This window comes from Streptococcus sp. A12 (assembly GCF_905372335.1).
Lineage (GTDB): Bacteria > Bacillota > Bacilli > Lactobacillales > Streptococcaceae > Streptococcus.
Genome location: NZ_CAJPOU010000017.1, coordinates 1 through 12,903 on the forward strand (window position 1 = coordinate 1; position 12,903 = coordinate 12,903).

The 12,903-nt window shown below is 42.9% G+C and carries 13 protein-coding genes and 1 riboswitch; of the genes, 12 read left to right on the plus strand and 1 reads right to left on the minus strand.

Going from position 1 to position 12,903, the window contains the following annotated elements; all coding sequences use genetic code 11:
- Positions 1 to 166: 166 nt before the first annotated feature.
- The 10 genes from QZ158_RS03755 (at position 167) to QZ158_RS03800 (ending at position 9,637) form a co-directional block, all read left to right on the plus strand.
- Positions 167 to 601 (plus strand): CopY/TcrY family copper transport repressor, encoded by a 435-nt coding sequence (locus tag QZ158_RS03755; RefSeq protein ID WP_293874957.1) that lies wholly within the window; start codon positions 167 to 169, stop codon positions 599 to 601.
- Positions 598 to 2,826, plus strand: a complete 2,229-nt coding sequence (locus QZ158_RS03760) for a cation-translocating P-type ATPase (RefSeq protein WP_293874959.1) — start codon at positions 598 to 600, stop codon at positions 2,824 to 2,826. The genes QZ158_RS03755 and QZ158_RS03760 overlap by 4 nt, the downstream gene beginning before the upstream one ends.
- 48 nt (positions 2,827 to 2,874) lie before the next feature.
- Complete coding sequence (gene copZ, locus QZ158_RS03765) at positions 2,875 to 3,081, plus strand: copper chaperone CopZ (RefSeq protein WP_293874961.1); 207 nt, start codon at positions 2,875 to 2,877, stop codon at positions 3,079 to 3,081.
- Between the two features lie 237 nt (positions 3,082 to 3,318).
- Positions 3,319 to 4,581 (plus strand): UDP-N-acetylglucosamine 1-carboxyvinyltransferase, encoded by a 1,263-nt coding sequence (locus QZ158_RS03770; protein WP_293874963.1) that lies wholly within the window; start codon positions 3,319 to 3,321, stop codon positions 4,579 to 4,581.
- Positions 4,582 to 4,593: 12 nt separating this feature from the next.
- The gene (locus tag QZ158_RS03775; RefSeq protein WP_293874965.1) at positions 4,594 to 5,145 is read left to right on the plus strand and encodes a GNAT family N-acetyltransferase; all 552 of its coding nucleotides are present in this window, start codon (positions 4,594 to 4,596) and stop codon (positions 5,143 to 5,145) included.
- On the plus strand, positions 5,138 to 6,415 hold the full coding sequence (spxR, locus tag QZ158_RS03780) for a CBS-HotDog domain-containing transcription factor SpxR (RefSeq protein ID WP_293874967.1): 1,278 nt from the start codon (positions 5,138 to 5,140) through the stop codon (positions 6,413 to 6,415). The genes QZ158_RS03775 and spxR overlap by 8 nt, the downstream gene beginning before the upstream one ends.
- An 18-nt stretch (positions 6,416 to 6,433) precedes the next feature.
- Positions 6,434 to 7,294 carry a methionyl aminopeptidase gene (locus QZ158_RS03785; protein WP_048789126.1) on the plus strand — a complete coding sequence of 287 codons (861 nt, stop codon included), beginning with the start codon at positions 6,434 to 6,436 and terminating at the stop codon, positions 7,292 to 7,294.
- Between the two features lie 88 nt (positions 7,295 to 7,382).
- Entirely contained in the window at positions 7,383 to 8,351 is a 969-nt protein-coding gene (locus QZ158_RS03790) for a YihY/virulence factor BrkB family protein (protein WP_293874970.1), read from the plus strand.
- 117 nt (positions 8,352 to 8,468) lie between these two features.
- The gene (locus QZ158_RS03795) at positions 8,469 to 8,933 is read left to right on the plus strand and encodes a MarR family transcriptional regulator (RefSeq protein ID WP_293874972.1); all 465 of its coding nucleotides are present in this window, start codon (positions 8,469 to 8,471) and stop codon (positions 8,931 to 8,933) included.
- Positions 8,930 to 9,637, plus strand: coding sequence for a phenylalanine--tRNA ligase beta subunit-related protein (locus QZ158_RS03800; protein WP_293874974.1), 708 nt, complete (start codon positions 8,930 to 8,932; stop codon positions 9,635 to 9,637). The genes QZ158_RS03795 and QZ158_RS03800 overlap by 4 nt, the downstream gene beginning before the upstream one ends.
- A gap of 56 nt (positions 9,638 to 9,693) precedes the next feature.
- On the opposite strand, the gene QZ158_RS03805 is transcribed toward QZ158_RS03800, so the two are convergent.
- The gene (locus QZ158_RS03805; protein WP_293874976.1) at positions 9,694 to 10,131 is read right to left on the minus strand and encodes a GtrA family protein; all 438 of its coding nucleotides are present in this window, start codon (positions 10,129 to 10,131) and stop codon (positions 9,694 to 9,696) included.
- 28 nt (positions 10,132 to 10,159) lie between these two features.
- A riboswitch (PreQ1 riboswitch) is annotated at positions 10,160 to 10,295 on the plus strand.
- Here QZ158_RS03805 and QZ158_RS03810 point away from each other — a divergent pair.
- Together QZ158_RS03810 and ligA are read left to right on the plus strand one after the other, a co-directional pair.
- Entirely contained in the window at positions 10,293 to 10,802 is a 510-nt protein-coding gene (locus tag QZ158_RS03810; protein ID WP_293874978.1) for a QueT transporter family protein, read from the plus strand. Its footprint overlaps the riboswitch before it by 3 nt.
- 141 nt (positions 10,803 to 10,943) lie before the next feature.
- Complete coding sequence (gene ligA / locus QZ158_RS03815; RefSeq protein ID WP_293874980.1) at positions 10,944 to 12,902, plus strand: NAD-dependent DNA ligase LigA; 1,959 nt, start codon at positions 10,944 to 10,946, stop codon at positions 12,900 to 12,902.
- Position 12,903: the final 1 nt, after the last annotated feature.

Genomic DNA, 12,903 nt, shown 5'->3' on the forward strand with positions numbered 1-12,903 from the left:
GACGACGAAATCGAATTCTAACGAATTACCGATTTCTGTCCCACTCTCTTTTTATGAAATTAATCTACAAATGTAAACAAAATAATTGACAACCAAAATGGAAGGTGTATAATAAAACTACAAATGTAAATCAATTGTTCTTGATGAGAGCTAGAAAGGTAAAAGAATGGCAAAGATTTCAAGTGCGGAATGGGAAGTCATGAGAGTTCTCTGGACTAAGGGGGAAGCGACTTCTACAGAAATAACCAAGATTCTCTCCACCAAGCAGGACTGGTCAGCTTCGACGGTGAAAACCCTCTTAGGACGATTGGCTGATAAGGGCTATTTGACGAGCCGAAGAGAAGGTCGGACCTATTTGTATCAGGCTGTCCTCAATGAAGAAGAGGCTAATTTTACAGCTGTCAATGAAGTTTTTAGTAAGATCTGCTTGACCAAGCATGGTCACATATTGGAGCGATTAATCCAGCAAACCCCAATGACCGAGGAGCAAATGAAGGGATTGCAAGACCTCCTGGCTTCGAAAGTGAGCGTGGAGCGGGTTCAATGTGATTGCCAACCTGGCCAGTGTCACTGTGCCAGTCATGTGGAGGAAGATAAATGAAAGAAGAAACTTTTGTCGTCAATGGGATGACCTGTGCATCCTGTGTCATCAATGTGGAGAAAGCTGTTAACCATCTTGAGGGTGTTGAAAAAGCGACAGTAAACCTAACCACTGAAAAAATGACGGTTGAATATCAGGGGGAACCTTTGAGTCCAGAGGCTATTTCAAAAGCAGTAGCGGACGCCGGTTATGAGGCAGTAGTATACAATCCAGATACAGCTAAGAGCCAAGAAGAGCGAGAAGGTGACAAGCTACAATTGATCCGAAAACGCCTCTTTTGGTCTTCCGTCTTCACCCTGCCTCTCTTTTATCTAGCAATGGGGCCCATGATTGGCCTACCGGCACCTGCATTTGTTTCACCTGATCAAGCACCAGTGGCTTATACTCTTGTACTTTTGGCCTTAACCATCCCTGTGATGATCTTAGGACGAGCCTTTTATCGAAATGGCTTCCGGACTCTTATAAAAGGCCATCCCAATATGGATGCTTTGGTGGCTTTGGCGACTAGTGCAGCCTTTCTTTATAGTCTTTATGGGACTTATCACATTTTGCTTGGCCACCACCATCACGTGCACCAGCTTTATTTTGAATCTGTAGCCGTGATCCTGACCCTAATTACTTTGGGTAAGTATTTTGAAACGCTATCAAAAGGGCGTACTTCTCAAGCCATTAAAAAGCTCATACATCTGGCGGCTAAAGAGGCAACAGTCCTACGTGATGGAAAGGAAGTGAAACTACCTGTAGAAGACTTGGTCGTTGGTGATCAGATCCTGGTCAAACCAGGCGAAAAAATAGCCGTTGATGGTCAAGTGGTTTCCGGACAATCAGCCATTGATGAAAGCATGCTGACGGGTGAATCTATCCCCATCCAAAAAACAGAAAGCAGTCAAGTTTACGCAGGTTCCATTAATGGACAAGGTAGTTTGGTTTATCGGGCTGAGAAAGTTGGTCGCGATACCTTACTAGCACAAATCATTCAGCTGGTGGAAGATGCCCAACAAACCAAAGCACCGATTGCCAAGATTGCGGATCAAGTGGCAGGGGTCTTTGTCCCAGTAGTCATGGGGATTGCCCTCTTATCAGGCCTCTTTTGGTACTTCGTCATGGGTGAGACCTTCACCTTTGCTATGACGGTAACGATCAGTGTCTTGGTCATTGCCTGCCCATGTGCTCTAGGTTTAGCGACTCCGACAGCCATTATGGTGGGGACAGGGCTAGGGGCAGAGCATGGGATCCTCTATAAGAGAGGAGATGTCCTTGAGTTAGCTCATCAAGCGCAAGTCTTGGTCTTCGATAAAACGGGGACCATCACTCAAGGTAAACCTCAGTTGTCTTCTTCCTATACCTATGGTCAAACGAACCATGCCTTACAAGTCCTAGCTTCTCTGGAAGCCAAGTCCGAACATCCGCTAGGACAAGCTATTTTGGATGCTGCGAAAGAAGAGCATATAGACTTATTAGAGATGGAAAACTTCTCTAGTCTAACAGGAAGGGGACTCACTGCTAGCTATGCTGGGAAGGTTTATCTGGCTGGGAATCAAACGCTCATGGATGAGGAAGGAATCGATATTCATCTTGCCAAGGCTGACTTGGAGGACTTAACTCAGGATGGACAAACCCCGATTTTCTTAGCTGAAGATGGACAACTCTTGGCCCTATTTGGAGTAGCAGACCGGATTAAGGAAGATAGTTTAGAAATGGTTGCTAGCCTAGAAAAAATGGGCAAGGAGGTCATCATGCTGACTGGGGATAATGAACGGACTGCTCGAGCGATTGCCAAGAAGGCTGGAATCCAGCAGGTCATCAGTCAAGTCCTTCCTCAAGAAAAATCACGGGTGATCCAAGATTTGCAAGCAGAAGGCAAGTCTGTGATCATGGTGGGAGATGGAATCAACGATGCACCAGCTCTTGCAACCGCGGATATCGGGATTGCCATGGGATCTGGGACAGATATCGCCATGGAAAGTGCGGATATCGTGGTCATGAAACCGCAATTAATGGATGTTGTCCGAGCCTTGGAAATTAGTCGTTACACGATTAAGACCATCAAGGAAAACTTGTTCTGGGCCTTTATCTACAATGTTTTAGCCATTCCGGTGGCGATGGGGCTTCTCTATCTCTTTGGTGGCCCGCTCTTAAACCCGATGTTAGCAGGTCTAGCCATGAGTTTTAGTTCGGTATCGGTTGTACTGAATGCTCTCAGATTAAAGAGAAAAAAATTGTAAGAACTTGGAGAAAAATCATCTCCTCATGTAAAAGAAAGGAAAATAATTATGTCAAAAACATATGAAATTACAGGAATGAAATGCCAAGGTTGTGCCAATGCTGTCACTGAAAAATTATCTGCTGTAAAAGGCGTGGAAAAAGTAAGTGTCGATTTGGAAAAGCATCAAGTAACCATTGAAGGGAAACCTTGGAAATGGTCCTTGAGCCGAGCTCTAAAAGGCAGTAAATACGAAGTAGGAAATGAAGTGAAATAAAGTCAGAAAAGGCAGTCGGAAAAGGGCTGCCTTTTTTTAAAAAACAACAAGATAACACATAAATAAATTAGGTTTGCAAGCAAAAATATAAAAAAATAGTAAAACATATAGTTGAGGTTTTCTAAGGATTGGATTGACCGATCAAAAGATAAGAAAGAGTGGAAAATGAAGCGTTTTTATGATATAATAGACGCGGTAATTTTTACCGAATGATTGAAAGAGCTTATATAAATTAACATGAAAAAAATTATTATTAATGGTGGTCGCCCTTTAAAAGGTGACGTGACCATTAGTGGTGCCAAAAATAGCGTGGTGGCCCTTATTCCAGCGACTATTTTAGCAGACGAAATTGTGACCCTTGATGGTGTTCCAGATATTTCAGATGTGGCTAGCTTGATTGACATCATGACCCTCATGGGGGCAAAGGTGGAGCGAGATGGGGAGACTCTTATTATCGATCCACGTGGTGTACAAGATATGCCAATGCCATTTGGAAAGATCAACAGTCTTCGCGCTTCTTACTATTTCTACGGAAGTCTATTGGGACGTTATGGCCGCGCAACTGTAGGTTTACCAGGGGGATGTGACCTAGGTCCACGTCCCATTGATCTGCATTTGAAAGCCTTTGAGGCGATGGGTGCTAAGATGACCATGGATGGTTCGAGTATGAACCTTTCCACAAATGGACAGAGTCTTCGTGGCGCAGCTATCTATATGGATACGGTTAGCGTTGGAGCAACTATTAATACCATTCTAGCAGCTGTTAAAGCGGAAGGTCGTACCGTTATTGAAAATGCTGCTCGTGAACCTGAGATCATTGACGTCGTGACCCTTCTCAATAATATGGGAGCACACATTCGTGGTGCGGGTACAGATATCATTACCATTGAAGGAGTGGACTATCTCCACGGGACGCGTCACCAAGTGATCCCCGATCGCATCGAAGCAGGGACTTATATCGCTCTTGCTGCTGCTGTGGGAGAAGGGATTCAAATTACGAATGTCCTCTACGAACACCTAGAAAGCTTTATCGCTAAGTTGGAAGAAATGGGCGTTCGTATGACGATTTCTGAGGATAGTGTGTTTGTTGAAAAGCAAGAAAATCTGAAAGCTGTTCACATCAAAACCTCTCCTTACCCTGGCTTTGCAACGGATTTGCAGCAACCCTTGACTCCATTGCTCTTGACCGCTAATGGAAAGGGAAGCATCGTAGATACCATTTATCAAAAGCGGGTCAACCATGTGGCTGAATTGATGCGAATGGGTGCTACCATTGAAACAGTTGGTGATCGCATTGTTTACCAAGGACCGAATCAATTAACAGGTGCTCCAGTTAAGGCGACAGACCTGCGTGCAGGTGCTGCCTTGGTGATTGCTGGATTGATGGCTCAGGGTAGAACGGAGATTACCAATATTGAGTTTATCCTTCGCGGCTATTCGCATATTATTGAAAAATTGCAACAATTGGGAGCTGACATCGAGCTGATTGATGAAGCATAACGAACGATTTTTATGAACATTTGGACGCAACTAGCAGCATTTTCATGTTTTGAAACAGAGCGCCTCTTCTTGAGGCCCTTTCTATATAGTGATGCCGCTGACTTTTATACCATATCCTCCAATCCAGAGAATTTGCCTTTTATTTTCCCAGCACAAACCTCCCTAGAGGAATGCCAGTATGTCTTGGCGAATTATTTTCTAAAGAATCCTTTAGGAATATGGGCGATTTGTGACAAGAGAACAGACCGTGTGATTGGATCGATTAAGTTTGAAAAGTTGGATGAAATTAAGAAAGAAGCAGAACTTGGTTATTTCTTACACAAGGACTATTGGGGTCAAGGCCTCATGACAGAGGTTGTCAAAGAGATTACCTTCTTGTCCTTTCAGGAATTTCATCTCAAACAAGTCCAAATCATTACCCATGTTGAAAATATTGCCAGTCAACAGGTGGCTTTACATGCCGGTTATAGTTTGAAACGGCAATTCAAGGGGAGTGACCGCTATACCCGAAAGATGCGGGATTATTACGAGTTCTGCATAGATAGAGGAGATCTCAATGAGTAAACACCAAGCGATCTTAGATTATTTGGAGAAACTACCAATTGGCAAACGTGTCAGTGTGAGAAGTATCTCGAACTATTTGCAGGTGAGTGATGGGACTGCCTATCGGGCGATTAAAGAAGCTGAAAATCGTGGAATTGTTGAAACGAGACCTCGTAGTGGGACAGTTCGTGTCAAGTCCAAAAAGGCTGTCCTAGAACATCTGACTTTCCGAGAGATTGTAGAAATTACCGGTTCGGAAGTCTTGGCAGGGAAAGAAGGGCTGGAACGAGAGTTCAACAAGTTTTATATCGGGGCCATGACAGAAGAGCATATTTTAGATTATGTCTCTGAAGGTGGACTCCTCATTGTGGGAGACCGGACCAATATCCAGCGTCTGGCCCTCCAACACGACAATGCTGTTCTTGTAACCGGTGGCTTTGACGTCGATCCTTCTATTTTGGAACTGGGTCGCAGTGGTCAAACTCCTATCTTACGTACCAAGCATGATACCTATACCGTGGCGACCATGATCAACCGTGCTCTCGCTAATATGCAAATAAAAACAGATATTTTAACGGTCGAACAAGTCTATTCGCCTATGCATGAATATGGTTTTTTACGGGAAACAGATACCGTACGAGATTATTTGGACTTGGTAAGAAAAAGCCGGTTTAGTCGTTTTCCTGTCGTCAATCAGCACCAAATGGTTGTTGGAGTGGTGACCATGCGGGATGCCGGAGACAAGACACCCCAGACAACTCTGGACAAGGTCATGTCCCGTAGCGTCTTTACGACAAACCTATCCTCTAGTATCGCCAATGTCAGTCAACGCATGATTGCAGAAGATTTTGAGATGATCCCTGTTATTCGCAGCAATCAAACCTTGTTAGGGGTTATTACTCGTCGTGCGGTCATGGACCGGGTGAGCAAGGAACAATTGTCGGGCTTGCCAACCTTTAGTGAACAAATCAGTCAAAAAGTAGTTCTGCAAGCCAATCATTTTGAATTGACGGTTGAACCAAGTATGTTAGAAAAGAGTGGTGTTCTCTCGAATGGCGTTCTCACTGAAGTTCTAACAACAGTCACTCGCCAGCTCATGATGAATTCTGGAAAAAATTTAATTATCGAACAGCTCTTGGTCTATTATCTCCAAGCTGTTCAAGTGGACGATACCTTGCGAATTGAAACGCGTATTGTTCGCCAGACTAGACGATCGGCTATTATAGATTTTGATTTGTACTTGAATCTGCAATTAGTTACGAAGGCCACCGTCACTTTGAAAATTAATTAGAATGGAAGTAGGAAATAGATGATTACATTGAAATCACAGCGTGAAATCGAAGCCATGGACCGTGCAGGAGACTTTCTTGCTAGTATCCATATTGGCCTACGGGATTTGATCAAACCAGGTCTCGATCTGTGGGAAGTCGAAGAGTATGTTCGACGTCGCTGTAAAGAAGCCAACGTCTTGCCCCTTCAGATCGGTGTAGAAGGAAGCTTGATGGACTATCCCTATGCGACATGTTGTGGGATCAATGATGAAGTGGCTCACGCCTTTCCTCGCCACTATGTCTTAAAAGATGGTGACCTCTTAAAGGTGGATATGGTCTTGTCTGAACCCTTAGACAAGTCTGTTGTTGATGTCTCAAAGTTGGACTTTGATAATGTTGCACAAGTGAAAAAGTATACAGAAAACTACTCTGGTGGTTTGGCTGATTCTTGTTGGGCCTATGCAGTTGGGAATGTTTCCCAAGAGGTCAAAGATCTCATGGATGTCACCAAGGAATGTCTCTATAAGGGGATTGAACAAGCGGTTGTCGGAAATCGTCTGGGTGATATTGGAGCAGCGATTCAAGAATATGCTGAAAGCAAAGGCTATGGTGTAGTACGCGATTTGGTCGGTCACGGTGTAGGACCAACCATGCATGAAGAACCAATGGTTCCTCACTACGGACGTGCAGGACGTGGCTTGCGCTTACGTGAAGGGATGGTCTTGACTATTGAACCGATGATTAATACCGGAACTTGGGAGATCGATACAGATATGAAGACAGGTTGGGCCCACAAAACCCTTGACGGTGGACTTTCTTGTCAGTACGAACATCAATTTGTGATTACAAAAGACGGTCCTGTTATTTTGACTAGTCAAGGCGAAGAAGGAACCTATTAAAACAAGTAGAGAGGAAAGAATGGAGCTGAAGATAAAAAACGGTTTCGCTCTTTTCTCTTTTTATGACTTTGTTTAGGGGAGGAAAGATATGAAAAAGTTTCTAAAATGGCTAGGCCAACGACCGTTTATTAAGGGGTTCTTGCGCTTTTATATGGCCTCTGAATCGGACATCACAAGTATAGCAGTGGCCTATTATTTATTGATTTCTATTCTCCCTTTATTGTTGATTGCAGCCAATATCCTTCCTTACTTCCAGATTCGTCCGACTCAGATTTTGCTGACCTTGCGTGAAGTATTACCTGCTTCCATGTACCGGATTGTCTTGCAAGTTATTTCATCGGTGCTTACTAAGCCGTCTACTGGTTTGCTTAGTTTCTCCATCATTTCGGCTTTATGGGTCTCCTCACAGTGTATCGCTTACCTGCAGAGAGCCTTCAATAAAAGTTATGGAGTGGAGAAGGAGAGGGGGATTATCTGGGCGAGAATCTTCAGTATTTTGATTAGTTTTGCTCTGCAAGGTTTGTTCGGTCTATCTTTGGTTTTGACCATGTTTGGCCGGATGATTATTCGTTCCGTCTATGAAATTTTCAAGTTTGATGAAAGTATCTACCTTCGCCTCTTAAATATTTCAGGACCTTCGGTTTACTTCCTGCTCTTTTTAACCTTGCTCTTGCTCTATTACACTCTTCCCAATATCAAAATTCCTAAGTTTCGCTATGTCTTTCCGGGAGCCATCTTTGTGACAGCAGTCCTTTATTTGACCTTGAATATTTTCTGGAAATATGTTGATCACTACATCACGAGTTTCTTAGATGCTCGTTTCTTCGGGTCAGTCCTTTTAGCGGTCATTATGTTCTGGTTTATCCTGGTAGCTAAAGTATTGATTATTGGCTGTATCTTAAATGCTAGTATTCAATATGCGATTGAAGCGAGATTTGAAACAAAAGATGGGGATGTGGTAGCCAAGTACAAGTCTTCTCAAGTAGCTTTTCACCAAAAAGAAGCGTCACTCAAGCGTCGTTTCCATCTTAAAAACTTGAGAAAAAATCAGGACTGATCTCAAAGTAGTCATACATGAACAAGCCGGTTTTCATCCGGCTTTTTATTTTAGGTATATTTAGTTGCATTTGCAATAAAAATTTGATAGACTCCTTTTAAAGGAAAGGAGGAGCAGATGAAGGTTCTAAGAGAGATTGGCATCATAGCCCGAGCATTAGATTCGATTGCCAATATTGAGTTCCGAGATTTGGAGCTGGCAAGAGGCCAATACCTGTATTTAGTACGGATTGGGGAGCAACCAGGAATTATTCAAGAGGAGTTATCCGATTTATTAAAAGTAGACCGCTCAACAGTAGCCCGCTCTGTTAAAAAATTAGCTGATAAAGGATTTATCCGAGAATTAAATGATCCTTCCAATCAAAAGATAAAAAAATGGATCCTGACGGAAAAGGGTCAAGCACTTTATCCTTTTATCCTTGCTGAGCATGCTTATTCTGAAAAGGCTGCCTTAAAGGGATTTTCAAAGCCAGAAATCCTTCAACTAGAGGAATGGCTTGCTAAAATGAGAGAAAACGTAGCGGCGGATTGGGAGCTAGTGAAAAAAGGTCAAAAAAGAAACTATAGTGAGGTAAAGAAATGAAATTTACAGTAGATCAGGCATTTTGGGATTTGTTTCCCCAAGCAAAAGTAGTGGTGATGACAGTAGAAGGTATTGACAATCATGTCGATGAGAGCAAGGATCCATATTTTAAGGATCTGCTCGACAAGGGAGTCGCACGATCAAAAGAATATATTGATGAAGATCAGTTCACTGCTAGTCCAGTCGTTCAAGAATGGCGTCAGGCTTTTACCAAATTTAAGACCAAAAAAGGAGCTCGTTCTTCCATTGAAGCCCTATTGAAACGTGTGTCGCAAGGACGGGAGTTTTATCCGATTAATCCTTTGGTTGATCTCTACAATAGTGTTTCGCTAGCCTATGCTATCCCCTGTGGTGGTGAGGATATGGAAAAATTAGCTGGAGGCTTATCCTTAGGAAAAGCTAAGGGGGGAGAGCCATTCTTCCCGCTAGGAGCTGAGGAAGACGCTCCTGCTTTGCCGGAAGAGATCATTTATTATGATCAAGAAGGGGCTGTTTGCCGTTGTTTGAATTGGAGAGAGGCTCAAAGAACCATGCTGACAGAAGAAACACGACAGGCTATTCTTGTGATGGAGGCAGTGACTGAAGAGCAAGCAGGACGGGCCAAAGAAGCAATGGACGAATTAAAAGGCTTGGTCAAGGACTACTTTGGTGTGGAAGGAAAGATTTATTATGTAAGCGCCCAAGTATCTAGTCTAGAAGTATAAAAAAATACCGTCAGAGACCATATGAGTTCTGGCGGTTTTTTATAGTTATTTGAAACTTACTTCTTATTTCGGAAGACAAAAAGTTTACTGAAAATATAGTTCAAAATGACAATCATAAATTGGGCAGCAAAGGTTTCGATGGTATTGATAGCCGTCCGATTCATATTGACAAACTGACCAATGATTTGCGGATACTGGGTTACAAAGATGGTGGTCATCAAGAGGTCCAGCACCAGAGTTCCCATTCTAGCAAAAGAGAAAACAATCAACCGTTTCATCCAGCCTTTTCTTTCTTGTTTAAAGACAATCGTATCATTGGTAGCAAAGGCAAAAAGAATTCCTGCAATATTTCCAATCAAGGTAGCTAGCTGTTCCTGGTCTGTCAGTTGGAAAACAATCAGCCGAGTAGCAACGGATACAATCGTTGTAGCAACACCAAAGATCAGGTAGGCTAAAATTTCATTATCAAAGATTCGATTAAGTAGTTTTTTCATACAATTAGTCTATCATAATTTCCTTATTTATGCTATACTTATAAAGTTGATTTGTTGCTTTGAAATCTATTAGTTTGGGTCATCGGCAAAGATCAACCCTTGGTGCTTAGCTTCTTTCACCAAGCATATTAGACGCGGTAAAACCGCTAAAGGAGAAAACGATGAAAAACTATACTGTTCGTGACTTGGCACAGATTGCCCTAGTTGCAGCTCTCTATGTGGCCTTGACCATTACGCCCCCGTTGAATGCCATCGGAAGCAATGAGATCCAATTCCGTGTTTCTGAAATGCTCAACTTCATGGCTTTCTACAATCGAAAATACATTTGGTCTGTTACCATTGGGTGTATGATTTCTAACTTCATGAGTTACGGAATTGTCGATTTGATCGTTGGTGGTGGATCTACCTTGGTCTTTGTAACACTTGGGGTTTACCTATTTAAACAATTTGAAAAGGAAGAGCTCTTTAATGGATGGATTCGCAAGGATCATTTCTTATTTTCAATTTTCTTTGCCCTCTCTATGTTCACGATTGCCTTAGAATTGCATATTATAAACGAAACACCATTCTTCTTGAATTGGTTGACTACTGGTTTGGGTGAATTCGCTTCTCTGATTGTCGGAGCGATTCTGATCAAACGAATTTCAAATCATATTGATTTAACTCAATAAATTAAGAGTCTGAAGCCTTGCTTCAGGCTTTTTTTACTCATTGAAGTAGGATTTCGGATGGGTAGTAAAAAAATGCTTTTTTTTCTAGTGGGAAGTAGTCAGACAGGCCACAGTAAAGCGTTTTTATGGTAAAATAGAAGTATGGAAACCAGAATAAAAGAGTTAGTAAATCTACTCAACCAATATGCGGAAGAATATTATACCAAAGATGCTCCCTCGGTATCTGATCAAGAATATGATCGTCTATACCGAGAACTTGTAGAATTAGAAGAAGCCTATCCAGAACTAGTCCAACCAAATAGTCCAACTCATCGGGTAGGAGGAACCATTCTCAAAGGATTTGAAAAATACCAGCATACTTACCCGCTTTATAGCTTGCAGGACGCCTTTTCTTATGAAGAATTGGTGGCCTTTGACCAACGGGTTCGCAAGGAATTTCCATCTGTCACCTATGTATGTGAGTTAAAAATAGATGGTCTATCTATTTCACTTTCTTATGTGGATGGTGTCCTCGAAATTGGTGCTACGCGGGGGGATGGGAGTGTTGGAGAAAATATTACCGAGAACCTCAAGCGAGTTCGCGATATTCCTCTAGTTCTACCGGAACCTCTTACATTAACCGTTCGCGGAGAATGTTACATGCCCCGTGCGTCTTTTGATGCCGTAAATTTGTCCCGCCAAGAAAATGGAGAGGCAGAGTTTGCGAATCCTCGAAATGCTGCAGCCGGTACTCTTAGACAGTTAGATACGAAAATTGTTGCGGAGCGCAAGCTCGCGACCTTCCTCTACCAGGAAGCTAGTCCTACTGATCAAGCGACCCAAGAGAAGGTATTAGCCAAACTAAACCGCCTCGGTTTTGTCGTCAATCCTCATCACAAGACAGCGACCAGTATCGAGCAAGTCTGGGCTTATATTCAAGAAGTTGCAGCCATGCGCGATCAACTTCCATATGATATTGACGGGGTCGTGATTAAAGTAAATGATCTAGCTGTTCAAGAAGAACTTGGCTTTACCGTCAAGGCTCCCAAATGGGCAGTGGCTTACAAATTCCCAGCTGAGGAGAAAGAAGCAAAACTCTTGTCAGTTGATTGGACAGTCGGTCGGACTGGAGTGGTGACACCAACGGCTAATTTGACTCCCGTTCAGCTGGCAGGGACGACGGTTAGTCGTGCTACTCTCCATAATGTAGATTACATTGCTGAGAAAGATATCCGCAAGGACGATACGGTTATTGTTTATAAGGCCGGGGACATTATCCCAGCTGTCTTGCGTGTTGTCATGGATAAACGAGTATCAGAAGAGCGATTAGAGATTCCGAGCCATTGTCCGAGTTGTCAGAGCGAGCTCCTTCATTTTGAAGATGAAGTGGCCTTGCGTTGTATCAACCCCCGTTGTCCGGCTCAAATCAAGGAAGGCCTAGCTCACTTTGCCAGCCGAGATGCCATGAACATTACTGGCTTGGGGCCAGCAGTGGTTGAAAAACTGTTTTCTAAAGAACTGGTTCAAGATGTAGCAGGTATTTATCGCCTGACCGTGGATGATCTCTTACAATTGGATGGATTTAAAGAAAAATCTGCCCAAAAATTAGTAGATGCTATTCAGACATCGAAGGGGAATTCTGCTGAAAAACTATTGTTTGGTCTGGGAATTCGTCATGTGGGAAGTAAGGCTAGCCAGCTCTTGCTCCAGGAATTCCATTCCATTCCAACTATAGCAGATGCAGAGGTTGAAAAGATTGCGGCGATAGACAGTTTAGGAATGGTGGTTGCTGAAAGTCTTAAGCGTTATTTTGCCCAGGAAGGCTCTCAACTTCTTTTAGAAGAGCTTAAGGATGCTGGGGTAAACTTAGATTACCTTGGACAAAAGGTTGTAGCAGATGCTCCTTTGTCCGGTAAAACAGTTGTCTTAACTGGTAAACTGGAACGTCTGACACGTTCGGAAGCCAAGGCTAAATTAGAAGCCTTAGGGGCTAAAGTCACAGGTTCCGTGTCCAAAAAAACTGACCTATTAGTAGCAGGTCGCGATGCGGGAAGTAAATTAAGCAAAGCGCAGGAATTATCGATTGAAATACAGGATGAAGCCTGGCTTGAAAGATTATAGA

Bases quoted from the DNA above. Each gene is read 5' to 3' on its own strand.
- QZ158_RS03770 (WP_293874963.1), top strand. From the start codon at position 3,319: ATGAAAAAAATTATTATTAATGGTGGTCGCCCTTTAAAAGGTGACGTG.
- QZ158_RS03785 (WP_048789126.1), top strand. From the start codon at position 6,434: ATGATTACATTGAAATCACAGCGTGAAATCGAAGCCATGGACCGTGCA.
- QZ158_RS03810 (WP_293874978.1), top strand. From the start codon at position 10,293: ATGAAAAACTATACTGTTCGTGACTTGGCACAGATTGCCCTAGTTGCA.
- QZ158_RS03805 (WP_293874976.1), bottom strand. From the start codon at position 10,131: ATGAAAAAACTACTTAATCGAATCTTTGATAATGAAATTTTAGCCTAC.
- QZ158_RS03795 (WP_293874972.1), top strand. From the start codon at position 8,469: ATGAAGGTTCTAAGAGAGATTGGCATCATAGCCCGAGCATTAGATTCG.
- QZ158_RS03775 (WP_293874965.1), top strand. From the start codon at position 4,594: ATGAACATTTGGACGCAACTAGCAGCATTTTCATGTTTTGAAACAGAG.
- copZ (WP_293874961.1), top strand. From the start codon at position 2,875: ATGTCAAAAACATATGAAATTACAGGAATGAAATGCCAAGGTTGTGCC.
- QZ158_RS03760 (WP_293874959.1), top strand. From the start codon at position 598: ATGAAAGAAGAAACTTTTGTCGTCAATGGGATGACCTGTGCATCCTGT.
- QZ158_RS03790 (WP_293874970.1), top strand. From the start codon at position 7,383: ATGAAAAAGTTTCTAAAATGGCTAGGCCAACGACCGTTTATTAAGGGG.
- ligA (WP_293874980.1), top strand. From the start codon at position 10,944: ATGGAAACCAGAATAAAAGAGTTAGTAAATCTACTCAACCAATATGCG.
- QZ158_RS03800 (WP_293874974.1), top strand. From the start codon at position 8,930: ATGAAATTTACAGTAGATCAGGCATTTTGGGATTTGTTTCCCCAAGCA.
- spxR (WP_293874967.1), top strand. From the start codon at position 5,138: ATGAGTAAACACCAAGCGATCTTAGATTATTTGGAGAAACTACCAATT.
- QZ158_RS03755 (WP_293874957.1), top strand. From the start codon at position 167: ATGGCAAAGATTTCAAGTGCGGAATGGGAAGTCATGAGAGTTCTCTGG.